We start from the raw sequence: 22041 nt of genomic DNA on the forward strand, positions 1-22041 counted from the left end.
ATTTTAAATTTAAAATATTACAAATTGAAATATATTATTTGATTATTTTAAAATGATGTTAAACTTCAAAAAATTTACTTATATAAGGATTTTATATGGAAATTACTGAATCTTTTATTCGTCAAAGACGAAATTTACTGTTAACATCAATTGTTCTATTTCTTATTAATTTTGCAGGGATAGAAATACCAGATAAGTTAATAATTGCTACAAATGAATATAAAATTGAAGATCCAATAATTATTTATATGTTTATGTGGACAATGTTATTTTATTTTTTATGGAGATATTTTCAATATTATAATGAATTACTTACAAAACATAAAGAATATAATTTCTTTATTTATCCTATTAGTTCTCTACCTGAAGAATTATATTTTGATTTTAAAAATATCAATCTGTTTTATGTTATATCATTTTTTTGGTCTATAATAAAAATTCTATTTATTAGTTTTTCTAATTTTTTATCTTCGATAATATCAAGTATATTCAATAAAAATATAACAGAAACGCTATTACCTTTTATTTTTGCAATATTTGTGATATTTTCATCTACTCAAACTCCTTATTATAAAAATAAAGAAATAGAAATATCAAAAAAATTAGAACTGGTTGAAAATAAAATATGGAATGAACCAATACTAAAAATAAAACATGAAATAAATAATTACTTTACAATTAAAATATTTGATATTGAAAGTTCACAAAAAATAGATAATTGTAATACAAACTAAGAACTAATTCTTAGTTTATTTACTTTCTTCTTGTATTTTGACGAATAGAAACAATAAGTTGATAAATCAAATATGCAATTATTACTTTATATATCATTAATCCTAAAAATAGTGTTTCTCCTTTTGTCATAATAGAAAATGGATTAATCAAATTTGTAATTTCATTAATGTCAATTGAGAAATAACTCATAAATAATAAAAAAGAGAAAATTAAAATTATTTTTCCAAAATAATTTCTAAAATTTATCAATGAATAAATTGAAATATAAACACCCAATAACAAAATAAATCCAAAAAATTCATCCACATAATAATATGTTTTTTTCTCAATAAAATAATAAAGATATGAAATATTTAAAATCCATAACAAAACTAAAATCCAGTCCTGAGAATGATTTGAAGAAATTTTATGAAATTTAAAAATAATCCATTCAAAGAAATTATTTCTAAAGATTAATTCTTTTTCTCTTTTTTCCATTTCTAATTTATAAAATCTATTTGCTTCAATTATATTATTTGCATTATCATAAAAATTTTTAATTATTCTTGCTGTCTCACGATTTGCAACTTTTATATCTGTTGGCTCTCCTATAAATTGTCCTTCTTTATTTTCTCTCTTTTTATAGGTAATATCTAAAAAGTTAGCTTCATCATCAAATATTGCATTTCTTAAATCAAGTTTTCCAGTTATAACCATATCCCTAAAAATTGATTTTCCTAGAAATTTTGTATATTTAAAATCCACATCACAATAAAACTCACACTCACTAAATACTGATATTTTTTCAAAATCTGTTCTTTCAAAATCAACTTTTTTGAATCCAGTTTGGTAAAAATCTGCTAAATCTTTAAATTTAGTATTATAAAATATAGCTTCTTCTTTTATATCACAAAATTGAATCTTAACTTTTACATCTTTTTCAAAAACTGTATCTGTTAAATCTATTTTATTTACGGTATATCTTCTAAATATAAAATTATTTTTAACTATACATTTTATAATTTCCAATTTATTTATTTCTAAATACTCTTTATCTTCTAAAGGTTCATAAAATTCAGTATTATTAAATATCCCTTTCTCAAATTCTATTTTTTCAGCCTTTAAATCCTTTTTAAATTTACAATCACTAAAAAGTGTATGATTTATTTTATTACTTTTATCATCAGCTGTTGATATAGATACATCTCGATGAAAAGTACAATTTTGATAAATAATATTTGATTCATTTTCAAGAATAGCACTATTTAAGATTGAATAACTATCCAAAAATTCACAATCTTGAAAAAACACTTCAATATCTATCAAATCAAAAAATTTAGCTTTAAACTTACAAGTATCAAAATGTACTTTTTTTAATTTTCTAATTATCTTCATATAATTAAATTTGTCCCTAGCATCATAAGTAGGAAAAAATATTTGTTCAAAAATTATAATTTTTTCTTTAAAAAACTCATCTAAATAAGATTGAAATACATACCCATCAATTGATAAATCACTATTTTCAATTTCATTGATTATTAAATCAGCAAAATATTTATCCAATTGTTCTTCATTTTGTATTTCAAAGTAATTCCTAATAACTTTTTTTAATTCTTCTTCATTATTTAATATTTGAAAAATTTTTTTACCATCAATAGTATTTTCTTCACCATAATTAATATTTATTTTTATTTTTACATAATTTTTTATTTCTTCATAATCAATAACATAATTAAATAATTCTTCGTAAAAATTATCTAAAAATCCAACTTTCCCAAAATCTGTTCGATAATCTGACTTTTCTATATGTAGTATACATTTTTTAGTAGGTGTGCAGTTTAGACAATCATCCATGATATTTTCCATATAATAATTTTTTTGTTATTATACATAAAAATCCATAGCCTGTGGATTTGAAGTGAGAGACTAATTCATTCATAATTATTTATGTGACAAGGAAACGAACACATAAATATAAATCCACAGCACTATGAAGTTAAGCTTATAAGTGTTTATAAACTTAAGTATGGATTCCAAAATATCTGAAAATTTGATGTTTTGTTTTGTTGTTGAATAATCAGTTTTTAGGAAAACTTAATATTTTGAAATCCATAATTAAATCTATAAAGGAAGAAATCTTCCTTTATATTTTAAAAAGTGTATTTCATAGCAAGAGTGAAATTTCTAGGCTCTCCATAATTTATATTAGATTGAGCAATACCTTCATAATATTTTTTATCAAATATGTTATCTATATTAAGCTGTAAATTCATATTCTTATCTATGTTATATTTAAACATTGTATTTACAATTGTGTATCCACCTTGTCCAACATGATTTCCCATAAATGTTTCTTCTATTTTACTTCTATAGTTTAAACCTGCACCTAACTCAAATCTATCAAAAATATATTTACTCCATAAATTTGCCGTTGTTCTTGATGATTCAGCTTTATATTTTTCTCCATTTTCTTCTTTTGCATCAAAATGTGAAATACCAAAACTTAAAGCCCAGTTATCTGTAATTGCTCCATCCATTTCAAATTCAACACCTTTACTAACAACACCCTCTACTAATTTTGATGGGATACTACCATCAGGAAGACGAGGAGCATCGTTATCTGATGCAACACCATCTTTTTCTACTCTAAAAAAAGCTAATGAAGCATTTAGTTTACCATCAAAATATTCTCCCTTTATTCCTGCTTCATAATTATCTCCTTCAGCAGGATTTAAAGTTTTAGCATCTCTATCCAATTCCGTTCTTGGTTCGAAAATATTTGTATAACTTGTATAAATTGAATGATTATCATCAATATCATAAACTACACCTATATAAGGAGTTACTTCATCTGTAAACTCTCTTTTATAATCTGTTCCATTTGTATTTTTTTCTTCCCAATCTGAAACTCTCACTCCAGCAATAATTTTCAACTCTTCCATAAGTGAAAGCTTACTTGCTAAAAACTTAGCTGATTGTTCTCTCTCAAATATTCTAAATTTATCTGTAGGTGATAAATTTGGATTAGCAATATTTATATTATTAAAATCCAATTGTGTACAAGGCAAAAATCCCATTTGACAAAACATATCAAATCCTGAACCAGGAGCATAAGTATATTTATAATCACTTTTTTGATTATTCTTTTTCAAATTATATTTGTTATATATATACCCAGCAACTACTTCATGTTTTAAATTAGCTAATTCAAATGGAATAGAAACATAAAAATTGATATTATCCTCTTTTTCTTCTACATCACCTACAAAAGTAGAAAGCGAATAATCAGCTGCCAAATTGCTACTTTTATCTACTGAACCTACATAAGCTGCTAATGCACTTTTTGTAGTCATATCTCTATGAGAATAAAATAAATTTAAAGAAATATCTTTATATACAAATTGTTTTAAATCAGTATAATAAGTTTTTGTTTTTGTATCCCAATCTGACCAATCTCCGCTTACATTTGTTGATCTACTAAACTTTGTTCTTGAACCATCATTATATGTACTAGGAATTCCAGCCCATCTAACTCCATCTCTATCAATATTTTCATAACTAGCACCAAAAGATAGGTATGTTGTATCTGTTAAATCCATATCAAAAACACCATATAAAATATCATTTGTTTTTTCATAAAAATCTAAAAATGATTTACTATCTTGGTGTTTAGCTACAAACCTTGCCCTAATACTACCATTATCATTAAGAGGAGTAGATATATCAGTTTTAATACTATAATCATCCCAAGAACCAGCAGAAATATTAATATTTCCAGTAAATTCTTTTGAATTTGCATGTTTTCTAATCATATTTATTCCTACTCCTGGATTTCCCGAACCCGTCATAAGTCCATTTGCACCTTTTACGATTTCTACTCTATCAAACATTATCATATCAGGATCATTTGCACTATAATCTCTAGTATTTGCCATAGCATAAGTTGGCATTCCATCAAGTAAATAATAATCTACATCAAAGCCTCTTGCTTTTGGATATACTCTTTCATCTATTCTATTTACTGTAACTCCTGTAATATTTTTTAACATATCTTGATAAGATGTGATATTTGCATCTTCTAAATATTTTTCTGTTAAGACTTTTACAGATTGAGGAGTATCTCTGAGAGATAAGTCAAGTTTTGTAGCGGTGTTTGTACTTCCTGTAGTATAAGAACCACTTCCTTCTGTTGTTCCACTTGGAAGATAAATCCCCTCATTTATATTTACTTCTTCAAGTACAGTTCCACTTCCAACAACTACTTTTTTCTTTATAATAATCGCACCATCTTCAATAACAGCTTCTAAACCACTATTTTCTAGTACTTTATCTAAAGCATTTTTTGTTCCTTTTATATTTTTTATAGCATTAGAAGTTTTACCATCTAAAAATGAACTATTTGCGATATATGGAGTGTTTGATTTTTTTGAAATAGTTTCTATAGCATCTTTTAAAGATTGTTTTTCTATTGAATAAGTCAAATCATTCGCCATTGCACTTGAATATAAAAGCAAAGCGACCGCAGGGCTTAATAATCTTTTTTTGAATAAATTCATTCTAAATTTTCTCCTTGTGTATTATAAAACAATTTTAATAATCATTCTTAATTACATAAGAGTAAAATTTAAAAGAAAAACGGACATAAATTTCAAAGAAATTTTAAATTTTCTTTGAAATTTTTATTTCTTTATCACTTTTGTCTATTTTGATAGGATATATTTTTGTTATTGTTTTCAAAAATATATCAAGTTGAGTTGAATAAAATTCTCCTGTTATTGAGTAGTTTTCAAGTTCTTTTGAGAAAAAATAGATATTTATATCACTATATTTTGAAAATTCTTCCAATGCTTCTTTTAGAGTTGTTTTATGTAAAACTATCAGATTTTCTCTCCAAAGTGCTATCTTTTCTGAATTGATTTTTTCTTGATTATTTATATCCCCTTGGAAATTTGAATAAGTTATACTATTGCTTTTAGTAAGCAATTTTTCATTTTGTTTATCAAAAAAATATTTAGAATAGTATGTTTTCACGATACCCTCTTCCACGTTTATAGTTGTAGTATCTTTTTTGTGTATTACTTCAAACTTTGTTCCAACTACTTCTATATTTATCTCCCCACTTTTTATGATAAATACTCTATTTTTATCTTTTGCAACTTCAAACATAACTCTTCCATCTTTTAAAGTTACTTCTCTTTTTCCATTGAAAAACTCTATATTTAGATTTGTTTTTGCATCAATAAAGATACTTGAGCCATCAGGAAGTTGTTTTTTTAAGCTATTTTTATCGGTCATAAATGAATTTGAATATTGAACAGCAAAATTATTATCATAGATTTTAAAAGCTGAAAAACAAACTATTAGTAAAATTGTAGCTACACTTGAAAAGTATTTTATTTTATTTAAAAATTTTTCTTTTCTTATTTCTAAATGAACTTTATCACTTAAATTTTGTGCATTTTCTTTTGATATTGATTTAGCCATTTGATGAACAAATTTCATCCGATTATATATTTTTTTATTAATCTCCTCTTTTATCCAATTTTCAAACTCTACTTTTTGATTTTTTTCCAATCCCTCTTTCTCACAGGCAAGCCAATAAATTGCTTCTTCTTTGATTTTAGTTTCTATATTCACTTAAAATCCTCTCTTTGCTAGTTCTTCTTCTATTTTTATTGTTGCTCTTTTTATGAGTTTTTCAACTGCATTTGATGTTATATCTAAAATTTTAGCTATTTCTTTTCTACTATAACCATCAATAGTATATAAAATAAAAGCTTGTTTAACTCGAGGCGAAAGGTCTTCTAATATTTGCATAAAAATCTTTTCTTGATCTTCTTTTATTAATACTTCTTCTGGTTGTTCAGAGGTTGGTGAGATGTGAAAATTTTCCTCATATTCTGTACTTGGCATTTTTTGATTTTGTAAAACTTCGTTAATTACTATATTTTTTGCTATTTTATATAGATATGCGCGTTCATTATTTATATTATATTTATCTTTAATTTCAAGAAGTTTGATATAAGTTTCTTGTATTATATCTTTTGCTTTTTCCCTATCACCTACTTGTTTCTGGGCAAAATACAAAAGTTCATTATAGTATTTGAGCATCTACACACCTAAAGTTTTTTGATAGACATTATCATAATGTTTCTTAAAAATATTTTTAAAAAATTTGAATCAAGACAAATAACTTTCTAATTAACTTAACTATTTCCTTAATTATTCTATAATTCAAAATCAAGAAATATCATATATTGTATTAGGAAAATTTATGTCATACAGAACTTTAGAAGAAGAGATAAAAGTATTAGAATTAGGATTACCTCCAGTTGAAGGTGATGGATTTATTGGTGGAAGATTAGACCCAAAAGAAGCTAGTTTAGTTTTAGTTCCAGTTCCTTGGGAAGCAACTGTTTCATTTGGTGAGGGAACTGCAAATGCTCCTGATGCTATACGAACTTCAAGCCACCAACTTGACGTTGAGAACTACCACTATATCAAACCATATACTGCTGGTATTGCCATGCTTGAAACTGACAAAAGTTTACATAAACTAAGCAACAAAGCTAGAAAAAAAGCTCTAAAAGTAATCGAAGCTCTTGAAGATGGAAAAACAAACAAAAAAGCACTAAAATATGTAAATGAAGCTTCAGCTACACTAAACTCTTCAGTTTATGAAAAATCTCTTGAACAATTAAAAGGTGGTAAGTTTGTAGCTGTTGTTGGTGGTGACCACTCTTGCCCATTTGGACTTATCAAAGCTTTAAGTGACACACAAACTGAAAATTTTGGAATTTTACATGTTGATGCTCATCATGACCTAAGAGAAGCTTATGAAGGTTTTACTTACTCTCATGCTTCAATCTTTTATAACGTTATGAAAGAGTGTGAAAAAGTTTCAAATCTTGTTCAAGTTGGAATAAGAGACTATAGTAAAGAAGAAGCAACTAGAATGATTGAATATGGAGTAAAAGGTGCTTGTTTATATGATACTTTAATGCAAGCCCAACTTGCTAGCGGAAAATCACTTGAAGAAGTTTTTGCACCATATATAAACCAACTTCCTCAAAATGTTTATTTATCAATAGATATTGATGGATTAGAGCCATTAAACTGTCCAAATACAGGAACTCCTGTTCCTGGAGGATTAAGATATGGAGAGCTTGAACACTTAATCTTTATGATTGTAAAAAGTGGTAAAAATATCATAGGATTTGACCTTTGTGAAGTTGGCGATAGTGCTGATAGTTGGGATGCAAATGTTGGTTCACGTGTTTTATACCAATTATGTGGTGCATTACTTGCAAGTCAAGGAAAAATCGAATACAAATAAAAGTAAGTTTTAAAACTTACTTTTAACTATTTAACTTTTTATATAGTCCGATTATTTCTTCTTTTTCTAACTCTCTTTTTAATCTATCAGATTCTTCTTTTATAACTAAACCAAATTTTATAGCCTCATCTTTATTCATTTCTACTCCTAAAAATTCACTTATTATAAAACTTGCTCCACCTTTTCCTGATTGAGAATTTACACGTATTACTTTTTCATATCCTCTTTTTATATCTTTTGGGTCAATTGGTAAGTATGGTACATTCCAACTTTGGCTATTTGTTTGTCTATAAAAATCTATTCCTTTTTTTATAGCATCTTGATGTCCACCACTAAAAGCGGTAAATATCATATCACCAACAAAAGGATGTCTTGGATGTACAAAAAGTTGCGTTTTTTCTTCGTACATGGCTTTTACTTCATCAATTATTGATAAATCAAGTTTTGGGTCAATTCCTTGTGAATAGATATTAAAAGCAAAATTTATTATGTCCAAGTTCCCTGCTCGCTCCCCATTTCCAAATAAAGTTCCTTCAACCTTATCTGCTCCTGCAAGTACGGCTAACTCTGCACTTGCTACAGAAGTTCCCCTATCATTATGAGGATGAACACTGATTATCAAAGCTTCGCGATTGTGTAAATTCTTACACATCCACTCTATTCTATCTGCATAAACATTTGCTGTACAAGCTTCAAGAGTATTTGGTAAGTTTATTATCATCTTATTTTCTTTTATTGGTTTTACCACATTTATAACTTCATTACAAATCTTTACAGCAAACTCTAAATCTGTTTGAGAAAAGCTTTCTGGTGAATATTGATAAGTTACTTTTCCTTTAAAATCTTTTGTTAGTTCAACTAAATATTGCATAGCTTCAATAGCCATTTGAATTATCTCATCATCACTTTTTTGAAAAACAACTCTTCTTTGAAACTCATTTGTTGGATTGTATAAATGAAAGATTCCATTTTTTACATCTTTCATAGCTTCTACACTTTTTTTAATCCACTCTTTTTTTGCAGGAATCAAAATCTGAATAGCTACATCATCTGGCACTAAATCCTCTTCTATTAATTTTCTAGTAAAGTTAAAATCCGTATCACTAGCACTTGGGTAACTAACTTCTATTTGTTTAAAGCCTATTTTTACTAAAGATTTAAAATACTCCAATTTTTGCTCTACTGTTAAAGGATTTATCAAAGCTTGATTTCCATCTCTTAAATCTACACTACAATAAATTGGTGCTTTTGTTATAGTTTTATCTGCCCACTCTCTTTTAAAATTTTGCACAATAGGATATTGTTGATATTTTTTGAAACTCATGGTTTACTCCGTTATAATTTTTGTTTTTTGATTTGTTTTTTTATGTTTTAAGTATTAGAAAGTTTTGAGGCAGAGGAGAGAAAAAGAGATAATTTGTTTTATAATATTTACATCCATGATAAACTCCTTTTTAAATTTTGCAAATTATAACTTTTACAAAAAATAAAATCTTGTACAAAATTAACATTTTGAAAAAATATTTTTTTGATACTCTTTTGGTGTAATTTGAAAAATTCTTTTAAAACTTCTATTTAAGTGACTTTGGTCAAAAAAACCACTATCTTGAGCTATTTGAGATATAGAAATATTTGAAGTCAATAGCTCTTTTGCAAGATGAACTTTTTTATTTAAAATATATGAGTGAATTGGAAGTCCAAACTCTTTTTTAAATACTCGTATTAGATGAACAACTGTTAAATCAAACTTCAAAGCTAACTCATCTAAGATAAACTCTTCAAGATAACTTTCATCTAAATATTTTTTTATATTCATTGCTAAAGTTGATTCTTCTTTATAGTTTTGTTCTGTTTGTTCAAAAGAAAAAAATGCCAGACAAAATAGATAAAGATTTTCCTCTTTTTCTATCAAAGAGACTTTAATATCAAGTAAACAATCACATAATTTTATAAAACTTTTATAAATATTTTTATTTTTGATTAACTCAAAAGCTGATGAAAAATTAAAATCTAAATTTCTTAAATAATCTTTTTTCAAGTACAAAACATATCCATCTTTTGATTTTTCATTTGTTGTTGCACTATGAGGAATTTGACTATTTATGATAGCTATTTCATTTGGTTTTACTGTTATTGAAGTGTCATTGAAAATAAGAGTTAATGAACCTTTTTTTATTGCAGTGATTGTAAGTTCTTCATGTAAATGCATCTTTACACAATCTTCGATATCTTCTACATATCGTAACTCAATAAAGTCTAGCTTTGGATTTTTAAAGATATCTGATTTCATCTATTTAGTTTAATATTTAAAAATTTCTACTAGTGTTGAAGAAATTTCTTTTGATTTTTCAATATCAACTGTTCCAATTTTTTTTAAAAGTCTTGATTTATCGACAGTTCTAATCTGGTCAAGTAAAATTAAACCTTTTTTACCTTCAAAATTTATTTTTGGTCTAAATATAAAATCAAAGCCTTTACTTGTAAGAGGAGAAACTATAACTGTATTTAAAACGTTCATTTCATTGGGAGAGATAATTATACAAGGTCTAGTTTTTTGAATCTCACTTCCTATTGTTGGATTTAATTTTACTAAATATATATCAAATCTTTTTATTGTTTCTTCTACCATTCGTAATCTTCCAAATCACTATCATTTAAAAAATCTTCAAGAATTCCATCATCTTTTTTATTTTTATTTTTTTCAATAACTTTTTTAATACTTTTTCCCCAATCTTCTCTAGCAGTTTTTTTAACAGGTTTTAAAAGTAAACCATTTTCAACTACTTCTAAATCTATTTCAACATTTTCAAGTTGAGCTTCTTTTATAAGAGCTTTTGGTATTCTAATACCTTGTGAATTTCCTATTTTTGTAAGCATTGTCATTTTAAAATCCTACAATTTTTATTTTATTTTGTAATTATATTGTAATAACATTTATTAGTCAATTATCTATCAATATCTGCTATCAACCGTATCAATTTAAAAAATATATCTTGAAGTAAATTTTTTTGTTTAATAATTTTTTTTATAGAGTCTTCATTTTTATTACCATGAGCAGAATCATTTCTTCCTTGCCAAGCTTTAAGCTCATCTTCATTTATTGAATAATTCAAGTGTTTAAATAAGTTTTCTAAAATCATTTTTTGTGGTAATTTATTTAATGAAGCCAACTTTTCTTTTAATATATTTTTTTCTTTATCTTTAATATCTAACTCATCAATTTCTTTTATTATCTTTTCTTTAAATTCTTTAAATTTATCTTTACTAATAATTGCAGCACTCCATCCCTTTGTGTTATTATCAATATATGCTTTTTGCAAGGCTTCAATAGTTGCCCCAAACTCTCCACATTTTGTATGAATAGCAGAACATTGTGCATGCCAATATAACCAAGAAAGATGAGAGAAATCAAATAAATCATATTTCTGATATAATAAATTACAATGCTTTGAAAAGCTTTCTGAATCAATTATATAATCATATTTTATAGGTAATATTGTATTAATCTTAAATGCTCGTCCATTCATCAATTTTTTTGGAGAGAAAGCTTTAAATGAAGTTAAATTCCAATCAATATCATAAAAAGATTCTTCCAAGAGAATAATTATTCTACCTATAAAAAAAGATATGATGTTTCTAAATTTATCTCTTAATTCTTTACTTGGATTACCCTTATATAAAATAAACCCATCTGTATACTCTTTTTTTGATTTTTCTTCATTTCTTATTAAATAAATTTCTTGATTATCAATATTTAGAATTAAACCATTACTTCCACCGCTAGATGCAAATTCTTCTTTTTCAATCTCAATATCACCTATACTAATAATATTTTTACTTATAATTTCTTTTTCTATAATATCTGACCAAATATGATTAATAGGTATATTATCAATATACTCAACAATATATTCACTATTTTTATAAGTCTCACTAACAAATTCTATAGATTCAACAAAAGCTTCTGCACTAATTTTACTTGTATGAAAAGATAAATTAAGAGATTGATTTAATGAATGAAAATAAACATTTTTTAAAGTGTAATTTGTTTTACCTATATCTAAAATAGACATTGTATCAATAATTTTATGATTCATTTCGAGCTGTTCATATTGAGTTGAAGATTCATGATTTAATAAAATATTTAATTCATTATCTCTTCTAATTTTTATAATATGTTCATCTTTATATTTTTCATCATTAATTGTAAAAGTATTTTCAGTAATAAGCTTTTCAAAATTATTTTCATCTAATATAGACATCAATATTCCTTATTTTTATTTTGTTAGATAACAATAAAATTGTATTTTTATAAATTATAACTAATTTTACTCAAAACAAAAAATATCAACACCTATAAAATTAGCTTTTATTTTCACAGTTTTAATAATAAAGTATACTTTCTATATTTATAAGGGGTTTTAATTAAATCCAAAATATTTTGTAAAAATAGCTGTAAAATTTCATTTATTTAAAACTATAATTGATAAAAGTTATTTAGTTACATTTGAAAAGATAGTAGAGTTTAGATAATTAACTTATTGAAAAGGAAGATTTATAGGTGTTGGATTAAAATACTCTTTTAAAAAGAGTATTTTAACTTTATATATTTTTATCCTAAATTTTGTGCTACAAAATCCCAGTTTACAAGTTTCCAGAAGTTTTCTAAGAATTTAGGTCTTGCATTTCTTACATCTATATAATATGCATGTTCCCAAACATCACATACTAAAATAGGTTTTAGATTGTCTGTTAGAGGATTTTGAGCATTAGAAGTTGATATAACTTTTAAATTTTGATTTTCATCTTGAACTAACCAAGCCCAACCAGAACCAAAATGACTAACAGCTTTTGCTGTAAACTCTTCTTTAAATTTATCTACACTTCCAAAAGCTTTTGTTAAAGCTTCTTCTACAGAAGTTGGAATTGCACCTTGAGTTGGAGTTAAACCATTCCAAAAAAAGTCGTGATTATAAACTTGTGCTGCATTATTAAAAATACCACCATCTGATTCTAAAATAATATTTACTAAAGAAGAATCTTCAAATTTTGTACCAGCAATTAAATTATTTAAGTTATTTACATAAGTTTGGTGATGTTTTCCATAATGAAACTCTAAAGTCTCTTTTGACATACATGGCTCTAAAGCGTCCATAGAATAAGGTAAAGTCATTAATTCGTGTTTCATTTTTATATCCTTTATTAAAATTTTTTCATCAATTCTAGGATACTACTTTTTTTATTTTTTTTTACTTAAGATAGTATTTAAAAATTTTCTATGGATATTTTTTATTATTTAGTTACTTTTAGATACAAAGCCAAAATTAGCTTTGTATCTAAAATTTAAGCAAATGCAGGTTCTAAGAAAGGAATAATTTGTTTTTTTCTTGATAAACAACCATCTAACCAAACTTTTCCATCTTCAAGTTTACAGTTAAATGCTTTTTCAAAGATTGTTGCATCATCAGAAGTTACTAATACTTCACTTCCCTCTTTCATAATATCAGTTAAAAGTAAAGCAACAGTATGTAATCCTTGCTCTTCTTTTACTTTTTTAATATCAGCCATTAATTCATCTTTAATTGCATCAAAAACGCTCCCATCAACAACTTCAAGTTGCCCAACACCAACTTTAGACCCATGCATATCAAAGTTTTTATAATCTCTCATTACAAGCTCTCTTATTGGAGTTCCTGCAACTGCTGATTTTACTCTAAACATTTCCATACCAACAGCACCAAAATCTTCAATACCACAAATAGCTGCTAATTCTCTAACAGCTTTAATATCTGTTTCTGTACAAGTTGGTGATTTGAAAATAACTGTATCAGATAAAATCGCACACATCATAATTCCAGCGATGTTTGCAGGAATTTCAACTTTATGGAAATCATACATCTCTTTTACGATTGTATTTGTACAACCAACTGGTCTTATCCAACATTCAAGTGGTGCTGAAGTTGTAATATCACCTAATTTGTGGTGGTCAACAATTCCAACGATTGTAGTTTTATCAAGTTCTTGAGGAGCTTGTGCAACATCTGAATAATCAGTGATAAACAGTTCATCACCAGCAAAAGATGTTTTTAAAACTGGTGCTTCAAATCCAAATCTTTCTAAAATATATTTAGTTTCAGGATTTGGTTCACCTTGACGTGCAGGAGTTGCAGGACGTCCAATTTTATTTAATAAATATGCTAAAGAGATTGCTGAACAAATTGAGTCAGAATCTGGAATAATGTGTCCACATGTATATAATGCCATTTTATAAAGTCCTATATTTTTATTTTTGGGCATTTTATCTAAAAAGAAGTTATGTTACTTTTAAATAAAAAAATTACTCTTAATATCCCAACTCTTCATCAACTAGGATTATAATTATTCTTCCTTTTATATCATCACCTTTAATCCAAGAAAATTTATTTGCAATATTTTCAAGATTATATTTTGGTTCTTTGCCCATTTCTATTGCTTTGTTGTTTATTCGATTTATATTTTTAACAGCCGCAACTTCCATAACTCTTTTAAAACCATTTTCTAAAGTATCAACTATTTTATTAATTCCAACTATTAATAAAACATTTGTTGGTCCATAACAAAGTGCAGCTACTCTATTTCCACTTCCATCTGCATTTACAAGTTTCCCATCTTTTGTGATGGCATTTGTACTTGAAACAAAAATATCAGAAACTAAACCTTGTCTTCTTCTTTTGATATTTTCTTCCATTGAAATACCAGCTTCATATTGGTTATATAAAGTGATTTCTTTGTTATTTAGTAAATAATCAAGTAAACCAATCTCTTTTACACTTTCACTTCCACCAAGACCAACACTCATATCTGATTTTATATATGTTTTAGCCAAAGATAAAGCTGAAGCTTTATCTTTTACAAAATGTGAATCATAACCACAAGATTTTAAAACTTCTAAAAACTCTTTCATTTAAATCCTTTATGAAATTAAAAATTGTCCTAGTTGTCTATTTTTCAAAAGTTTAGCATAATTTGTCACACATCCGTGCATAGAAATATAAACTCCATTTGATATTGGTGCATTTAAAAACCCAATTGCTTGTGCGAAATTTAGAGTTGCTTCAACTTTTTTTATACTCATAGGAACCATAGCTCCTGTTAAAACTATCTTTTTATCTTTAACTCTTTCATCAATATATTTAGAAGTTATATCTATAGTATCTGTTCCGTGAACGATGATAATATTTTCACTACTTTCATTTATAATTTTTACAAGATAATCTCTATCATCATTGTCTATTTCTAAACTATCTTTTGAAATTACATTTTTAATTTCAAATTCAATATTAAAACAACTTTCAATTATCTCATCAAGTGCAATATTGTCTTTTGGAACTTCAAGTTCACCTTTTAAGGGATTATATCTTTTATTAAAAGTTCCACCTGTATTAATCAGCGTAATCTTCATTTTTTTCGTCCTTCTCATAATTATGTACCATATTTTTTGGTTGAAGTAATTCATCCAACTCTTCTTTAGTAAATAAACCTTGTTCTAAAATCAAATCATAAACTCTTTTGTTTGTTTTTAAGGCTTCTTTTGCGATACTTGAGCTTTTTTCATATCCTAAAATTGGATTTAAACAAGTTACTAAAGTAACTGAATTTAAGATATTATTCATACAAACTTCTTCGTTTGCTGTTATACCTTTTACACATTTTTCACCTAAAGAGTAAAATGCTCTTCTCATCATATTTATAGAATTAAATAATTTATATGCAATTAAAGGCTCAAATACATTTAGCTGTAATTGCCCATGTTCACTTGCTATTGAGATAGTTGTATCTGCTCCAATTACTTCAAAAGCCACTTGATTTACAACTTCAGGAATAACAGGATTTACTTTTCCTGGCATTATTGAACTTCCTGGTTGTAATGGTGGTAAATTAATCTCATTTAATCCAGCTCGTGGACCAGAACTTAAAAGTCTTAAATCATTACAAATTTTTGAGATTTTTATAGCAACTCTTTTTAAAACTCCAGAAATATGTACAAATGCTCCTGTATCTTGAGTAGCTTCAATCAAATCTCCAGCACTTACATAATCAACTCCAGTAACTTCTCTTAAATTTGAGATTACTTTTCTTTGATAAGCTGGTTTTGTATTAATTCCTGTACCAATTGCAGTTGCTCCAAGATTTACCTCTTTTAAAAGTGCTTGACACTCTCTTAATCTAAAAATATCTTCATCAATCATAACTGCAAAAGTTTTAAACTCTTGTCCTAAAGTCATAGGAACAGCATCTTGAAGCTGAGTTCTTCCCATTTTAAGCACATCTTTAAACTCTACAGATTTATTTTCAAAACAATCTCTTAAAAATCTTAAACTATCTTTTAATCTGTAAATCAACTCATGTAAAGTTAATTTTATAGCTGTTGGATAAACATCATTTGTTGATTGACTCATATTTATATGATTATTTGGATGAATGATGTCATAAGAACTTTTTGGTTTTCCAAGAATTTCTAAAGCACGATTAGCTATAACTTCATTTACATTCATATTTGTAGAAGTTCCAGCTCCACCTTGAATAGGGTCAACTATAAATTGATCTCTAAATTTTCCATCAATTATCTCATTACAAGCTTGAATGATGGCATCTTTTTGAATATCTGTTAAATCACCTAATTCATAATTAGTTAAAGCACAAGCTTTTTTAACTTTTGCTAGAGACTTTATAAAGTTTGGGAACAAAGAAAGACTTGTTTTTGTAATATCAAAATTCTCTTTTGCTCTTAAAGTTTGAATACCATAATATTTAGTTGTTTCTATCTCTTTTTCACCTAAAAAATCTTTTTCAATTCTATATTGCTTTTCCATAATTATCCTCTTGATTAATAATTTTAAAATATTATAAAATAAAAGTATGCAAAAAGTGTCTTTTATTATTTTTGTAAAGTATACCCTTCTTGAGGTACATTTTTGATTACGTTTATTGGTAATTTACTTCGTAATTCTTTTATAAATGATTTTAGTGCATGGGTTGTCATCTCTTTATCATTCCACAGCTCAAACTCTATCTCTTCATATTTCAAAATTGAATCTTTTCTTTCATATAATAAATATAAAAAATCTTTTTCTCTTTTTCGCAATGGAATTATTTCGCTATTTTTATAAACTAATTCTCTTTTTTGTAAATCAAAAAGTAAATCTTCACTTAACATCACTGGTTTTGAAGATTTTACAAGATATTTTTCCAAAGCTTGTGACAATTTTTTTAGATTTAAAGGTTTTAAAATATAATGATTTACATTAGAATTTATTAATTCCATTAAATATTCTTCATTTGAGTGAGCTGTTAACATAATAATCATTGTTTCAAAATCATTTTCTCTAATTCTTTTAACTAACTCAACACCATTTCCATCTCTCATTTGAATATCTGTTATTACAATTTTTGGTTTATAATATTCATAAAGTTCAAATCCTTCATTTCCACTTGTTGCTTCATATACATCTTTAAAATAGTAATTTAAAGTATTTACAATTGTTTCTCTTATTCCATCTTCGTCTTCAACACATAAAATAGAGATATTTTTTAACTCTTCAATTAATTCTGGTTTCATTTTTATCCTGCTACAACTATTTTAAAAACAGCACCATCACTGTCGTTAGATACACTTAAATCTCCACCCATATTTCGCTCAATTATTAGTTTTGAAATATAAAGACCAAGTCCAGTTCCTTTTGATGAATCTTTTGTACTATAATATGGGTCAAAAATTTGTTCTAAATTTTTTTCTTCAATTCCACCTGCATTATCTTTTATTGTAATAATTGATAAAATACCTTTTGATTCTATATTTATCTCAATTTTTGGATTTTTTATATTTTTTTCAATTAAAACATCTTTAGCGTTACTTATAATATTTAAAATAACTTGAGAAAATTCTGTTGGATATCCAAAAATTTTTTTATCATCTTTTATATCTAAAATAAGATTTATTCCAAGGTTTTCTAAAGTTGCATCTATAATATTTATCGCTTTTTTACAAGCATCAGAAACATAGAAATCCTCTTTTTTCTTATCTGGTTTATAGAAATTTCTAAAATCATCTATTGTATTTGACATAAATTCAATCATCTTATCACTTTTATCAATAGCATTTAAAATATAATCATTATCTACTTTTTTAAATCTTGTTGTGTTTTCTAATTCCATTAAAATTCCAGATAATTGACTTAAAGGTTGTCTCCATTGATGAGCAATCATACTAATCATAGAACCAATTCTTGCTAACTTAGCTTGTTCTAAGATTTTTCTATCTTTTTGTTTAGCCTCGTCAATCCCTTGTTTTACTTTTAAAGATAAATTTTCATTCAAACTTTCAAGTGCATTTTCTCTATTTTGAACTTGTAATTTATATTTTTTTATAACATCTTTTATAATTGATAACATTAAAAAAGTAAATAACATCATAAAAATAATAATTACTGATGTAACTGCAAGCATAAATTTTATAAATTTTGTTTTTTCATTTTGGTGATTTTGTTTTTTGATTTCTGAAAAACTACTTGTTTGCTCTTTATTGAGTATTAACTCTTTTTGGTAAGTTTCATCTGATAATTTTAAATAATATGAAATTGATAAAAAAGATACAAAAAATATAGCTAAAAAAGGTATAACTATGATAAAAAATGGTATTCCTTCTTTATTAAACATAAAAAACCTTTGTTTATATCTTTTAGTTTATATGATGTCTAAAAATTGCTTAAAAGATTAAGAGTTAACTCTTAATCTTTTTTATCGTTGATATTATCAACAATCTCTTTCCAAGTATTTTTATCGATGTTAAATTCATTATAATCATTGTATCTAAGAACTGGACCTTTCCCTTCTTTTAATTGTCTTTCATAACCTTTGATTAATTGAAGTACTGGTTTATATAATATTGCAATAACAATCATATTTATAATTGCTAATAATCCCATAGATAAATCAGAGAAAGCAAAAATAGAACTTAAATCTTGAAATGAACCCCAAATAACAAGTAAAATACATAATATTCTAAAAATATTAAATACTGTTACATTTCCCTTACTAAAGAAATTTAAACTATTTTCAGCTAAATAATAGTTATAAATCATTGATGAAAAACCAAATAAAAATAGTGCAATAGTTACAAAGTATCCACCAAATGGTCCAATATGTTCAATTAAAGCATTTTGAGTTAATAAAACTCCTTGAACACCACTAATTCCTGGAGTATAAACACCAGATAAAAGAATAATAAATGCTGTACAAGAACATAAAATTATTGTATCAATAAACACTGAAAAAGATTGAACTATTCCTTGTTGCACAGGATGTGCCACATAAGCAACGGCTGCAACATTTGGCGCACTTCCAAGTCCTGCTTCATTTGAGAACATACCTCTTTTTGCACCTTGAATAATAACAGCACCAATTCCTCCACCAATTGCAGAACTTGGATTAAATGCTTCAGTTATAATCATAACAATTAAAGAAGGAATTTTGTCAAGATTTAAAACAATAACAACTAAAGCAATTAACAAATATCCTAAAGCCATAACAGGAACAATAACCTCAGACATTCTAGCTATTCTTTTTACTCCACCAAAAATAGTAATACCAAAAACTAAAGTTAATACTAATCCAGTTATGTATGTTGGTATATTAAAAGATGCATTAAAAGATGTAGATATAATAAATGATTGAGTTGCATTAAATGCAAAACCAAAAGTGATTAAAAGTAAAATAGAAATAACAATACCAAGCCATTTTTGTTTTAAAGCTTTTGTCGCATAATAAGCTGGTCCTCCTCTATAAAGACATGAATCTAATCCATCTTTTTCTTTATATAATTGAGCTAAGGAACATTCAAAAAAACTTGTTGCCATTCCAACAAGTGCAATAAGCCACATCCAAAAAACAGCACCAGGACCACCTAGCGTTATAGCAACAGCAACACCAGCAATATTTCCACCACCAACACGTCCAGCAACGCTAAGCATTAAAGCTTGAAAAGAAGAAATATGTCCCTCTTTATCTCTAACTGTTTCTCTTAAAATATGAAACATTTTAAAAAAATATCTAAATTGTACAAATCTAGAACTTACTGTAAAAAATAATCCTAATATAGGTAATAAATATATTAAAATAGAACCCCAAATAATATCACTTAAAAATGTATTTATTTCAGCTAACATCTTGTCTCCTTTTTATAATAGAAAACTTTATCATTGAAAAGAGTGTTAAAAGAGGGTTTTAAATTAGAAAAAATATACAATAAAGTTGAAATAATTATAATTTCAACTTTATTTTAATTAAGAAGTATTATTTAATTAATTCTTTTACTATTTTGATTAAATAATCAGCAGAATTTTTAGCACTTGATTTTAAAAATTCATCAAAATCAAATCCAGCATCCATATCAGCAGTATCAGAGATAGCTCTTAGTATAAAGAATGGAACATTTAAAGCATCACAAACAACTGCAACACTCGCACCTTCCATCTCTAAAGCATCTGCATTAAAAGTAGATTGAATAAAATCTTTTCTTTGTGTTGAATGGACAAACTGATCTCCAGTTGCAATTGTTCCAACAATAATTTTAAGATTATTTTCATTTGCAACTTTAATCGCGATTTCTCTTAAACTTTTTGTAGTTTCAACAAAAACCTTTCCACCTGGAACATATCCATGAGCATGACCAAAAGCAGTGATATCTAAATCATGTTGGCATAATTTATCTGCAATAATCAAATCACCAATTTTAAGTTTAGGATTAATTCCTCCTGCAACACCAGAAAATAAAAGTGTATCACAAGCAAATTTTTCTATCATTGTTGCAGCTGTCAAACTTGCAAATACTTTTCCAATTTTTGAATAAGCAATTACAATATCTAAACCATTATAATTTACTTCATAATATTTATTATTTGCAAACTCAACAATATTTACATTTTCAAAGTGAGCTAAAAGAGGTTCAATTTCCTCTTCCATTGCTCCCATAATTGCTAATTTAGTCATTTAATTCACCTATTACAGCTTCTAATGTTTTCATATCTGAAACATTAACTGTTGGTTTATCTGTGATTTTTTTATTTAAACCTTTTAAAACAATTCCATTCCCAAATTCAATAAATAAATCAACTTTATCTTCATGAGCTTTAATTGATTGTTTATATTTAACTGGGCTTGTAAGTTGCGAAGCTAATAATTCTATAGCTTCATCTTTTGTAGTATAAGCTTGAGTACTTACATTTGAAATAACAGGAGCAAATTCATCTTTTAAAAACTCTTGTAAATATGGTTTTAAATTTTCAACTGCACTTTTTAATAATTCACAATGTGATGCAACTGACATATCTAAAACAATGGCTCTTTTAGCACCTGCACCTTTAAATACATCAACTAAAGATTCTAAATCTGATTTAATACCTGCAAGTACAAGTTGTCCATCCATATTATAGTTTGCTGGCCAAACTTTTTTACCAAGTTCTCTTTGCTCAACACATACTTTTTCAACTGTAGCATCATCAATTCCAACTAAAGCCATCATACCAGCATTTCCACCAGCGCAAGCTTCACTCATAAATAAACCTCTTTTATGAACTAATTCAACAGCATCTAAATAATCAATAGCACCAGCAGCAACTAAAGCTGAAAATTCACCTAAAGAGTGCCCTAAAACAAATTCTGGTTTAATATCACATTTTTCTTTAAAAATTGCATTTGCAATAGAACTTACAAGTAAAATTGCAGGTTGTGTAAATTCTGTTTTTCCTAAATTTTCATTTTCTTCAAATAAAAGTTTTTCAAAATCAATACCCAATCTATCACTTGCTTTTGAAATCATATTTTTTGCAATTTCACTGTTCTCAAAAAAATCTTTTCCCATCCCAACTGTTTGACTTCCTTGCCCAGGAAATATAAAAGCAACTTTTTTCATTATAAATACCTCTTATATATAAATTTCAAATTTATTCAAAATC

General features: G+C 26.2%; 21 protein-coding genes. 2 read left to right on the forward strand and 19 right to left on the reverse strand.

Annotated features, from left to right (window positions below; translation table 11 throughout):
• Positions 1-95 precede the first annotated feature (95 nt).
• The gene (locus ADFLV_RS10505) at positions 96-734 is read left to right on the forward strand and encodes a hypothetical protein (protein ID WP_129011180.1); all 639 of its coding nucleotides are present in this window, start codon (positions 96-98) and stop codon (positions 732-734) included.
• Positions 735-753: 19 nt separating this feature from the next.
• Here the strand turns inward: ADFLV_RS10505 and ADFLV_RS10510 are convergent, their stop codons facing one another.
• The 4 genes from ADFLV_RS10510 to ADFLV_RS10525 form a co-directional block, all read right to left on the reverse strand.
• Positions 754-2568, reverse strand: coding sequence for a pentapeptide repeat-containing protein (locus ADFLV_RS10510; RefSeq protein WP_164968505.1), 1815 nt, complete (start codon positions 2566-2568; stop codon positions 754-756).
• Positions 2569-2864: 296 nt separating this feature from the next.
• Entirely contained in the window at positions 2865-5270 is a 2406-nt protein-coding gene (locus tag ADFLV_RS10515) for a TonB-dependent siderophore receptor (RefSeq protein ID WP_129011182.1), read from the reverse strand.
• Between the two features lie 103 nt (positions 5271-5373).
• A complete protein-coding gene (locus tag ADFLV_RS10520) occupies positions 5374-6351 on the reverse strand; it encodes a FecR family protein (protein WP_129011183.1) in 978 nt (325 codons plus the stop codon).
• Positions 6352-6825 (reverse strand): RNA polymerase sigma factor, encoded by a 474-nt coding sequence (locus ADFLV_RS10525; RefSeq protein WP_129011184.1) that lies wholly within the window; start codon positions 6823-6825, stop codon positions 6352-6354.
• Between the two features lie 163 nt (positions 6826-6988).
• Between ADFLV_RS10525 and ADFLV_RS10530 the strand changes: the two genes are divergently transcribed.
• A complete protein-coding gene (locus ADFLV_RS10530) occupies positions 6989-8050 on the forward strand; it encodes an agmatinase family protein (protein WP_129011185.1) in 1062 nt (353 codons plus the stop codon).
• A 22-nt stretch (positions 8051-8072) separates the two neighbouring features.
• On the opposite strand, the gene ADFLV_RS10535 is transcribed toward ADFLV_RS10530, so the two are convergent.
• The 15 genes from ADFLV_RS10535 to fabD form a co-directional block, all read right to left on the reverse strand.
• Positions 8073-9374: a 2-isopropylmalate synthase gene (locus ADFLV_RS10535; RefSeq protein WP_129011186.1), complete on the reverse strand. Its 1302-nt coding sequence runs from the start codon at positions 9372-9374 to the stop codon at positions 8073-8075.
• A gap of 180 nt (positions 9375-9554) precedes the next feature.
• Positions 9555-10340 carry an AraC family transcriptional regulator gene (locus ADFLV_RS10540; protein ID WP_129011187.1) on the reverse strand — a complete coding sequence of 262 codons (786 nt, stop codon included), beginning with the start codon at positions 10338-10340 and terminating at the stop codon, positions 9555-9557.
• Positions 10341-10349: 9 nt separating this feature from the next.
• Entirely contained in the window at positions 10350-10679 is a 330-nt protein-coding gene (locus ADFLV_RS10545) for a type II toxin-antitoxin system PemK/MazF family toxin (RefSeq protein ID WP_046992058.1), read from the reverse strand.
• Positions 10673-10933: an AbrB/MazE/SpoVT family DNA-binding domain-containing protein gene (locus ADFLV_RS10550; RefSeq protein ID WP_129011188.1), complete on the reverse strand. Its 261-nt coding sequence runs from the start codon at positions 10931-10933 to the stop codon at positions 10673-10675. Before ADFLV_RS10550 ends, ADFLV_RS10545 begins: the two co-directional genes overlap by 7 nt.
• A 62-nt stretch (positions 10934-10995) precedes the next feature.
• Positions 10996-12312 (reverse strand): hypothetical protein, encoded by a 1317-nt coding sequence (locus tag ADFLV_RS10555; RefSeq protein ID WP_129011189.1) that lies wholly within the window; start codon positions 12310-12312, stop codon positions 10996-10998.
• Between the two features lie 350 nt (positions 12313-12662).
• Positions 12663-13238: a superoxide dismutase gene (locus tag ADFLV_RS10560; protein ID WP_129011190.1), complete on the reverse strand. Its 576-nt coding sequence runs from the start codon at positions 13236-13238 to the stop codon at positions 12663-12665.
• A 155-nt stretch (positions 13239-13393) separates the two neighbouring features.
• Positions 13394-14314, reverse strand: a complete 921-nt coding sequence (locus tag ADFLV_RS10565; RefSeq protein ID WP_014474761.1) for a manganese-dependent inorganic pyrophosphatase — start codon at positions 14312-14314, stop codon at positions 13394-13396.
• Between the two features lie 79 nt (positions 14315-14393).
• Positions 14394-14993 carry a lactate utilization protein gene (locus ADFLV_RS10570; protein ID WP_129011191.1) on the reverse strand — a complete coding sequence of 200 codons (600 nt, stop codon included), beginning with the start codon at positions 14991-14993 and terminating at the stop codon, positions 14394-14396.
• A 9-nt stretch (positions 14994-15002) separates the two neighbouring features.
• Complete coding sequence (locus tag ADFLV_RS10575) at positions 15003-15491, reverse strand: asparaginase domain-containing protein (RefSeq protein ID WP_014474763.1); 489 nt, start codon at positions 15489-15491, stop codon at positions 15003-15005.
• Positions 15472-16902, reverse strand: coding sequence for an aspartate ammonia-lyase (gene aspA / locus ADFLV_RS10580; RefSeq protein WP_014474764.1), 1431 nt, complete (start codon positions 16900-16902; stop codon positions 15472-15474). The genes ADFLV_RS10575 and aspA overlap by 20 nt, the downstream gene beginning before the upstream one ends.
• A gap of 65 nt (positions 16903-16967) precedes the next feature.
• Positions 16968-17648: a response regulator transcription factor gene (locus ADFLV_RS10585; protein WP_014474765.1), complete on the reverse strand. Its 681-nt coding sequence runs from the start codon at positions 17646-17648 to the stop codon at positions 16968-16970.
• Between the two features lie 2 nt (positions 17649-17650).
• Positions 17651-18745 (reverse strand): sensor histidine kinase, encoded by a 1095-nt coding sequence (locus ADFLV_RS10590; RefSeq protein WP_172658795.1) that lies wholly within the window; start codon positions 18743-18745, stop codon positions 17651-17653.
• A gap of 71 nt (positions 18746-18816) precedes the next feature.
• On the reverse strand, positions 18817-20253 hold the full coding sequence (locus ADFLV_RS10595) for an alanine/glycine:cation symporter family protein (protein ID WP_129011193.1): 1437 nt from the start codon (positions 20251-20253) through the stop codon (positions 18817-18819).
• Between the two features lie 127 nt (positions 20254-20380).
• Positions 20381-21076 carry a 5'-methylthioadenosine/adenosylhomocysteine nucleosidase gene (locus tag ADFLV_RS10600; protein ID WP_129011194.1) on the reverse strand — a complete coding sequence of 232 codons (696 nt, stop codon included), beginning with the start codon at positions 21074-21076 and terminating at the stop codon, positions 20381-20383.
• Positions 21069-21998, reverse strand: a complete 930-nt coding sequence (gene fabD / locus ADFLV_RS10605; RefSeq protein WP_129011195.1) for an ACP S-malonyltransferase — start codon at positions 21996-21998, stop codon at positions 21069-21071. The genes ADFLV_RS10600 and fabD overlap by 8 nt, the downstream gene beginning before the upstream one ends.
• Positions 21999-22041 lie beyond the last annotated feature (43 nt).

This window comes from Arcobacter defluvii, assembly GCF_013201725.1.
GTDB lineage: Bacteria > Campylobacterota > Campylobacteria > Campylobacterales > Arcobacteraceae > Aliarcobacter > Aliarcobacter defluvii.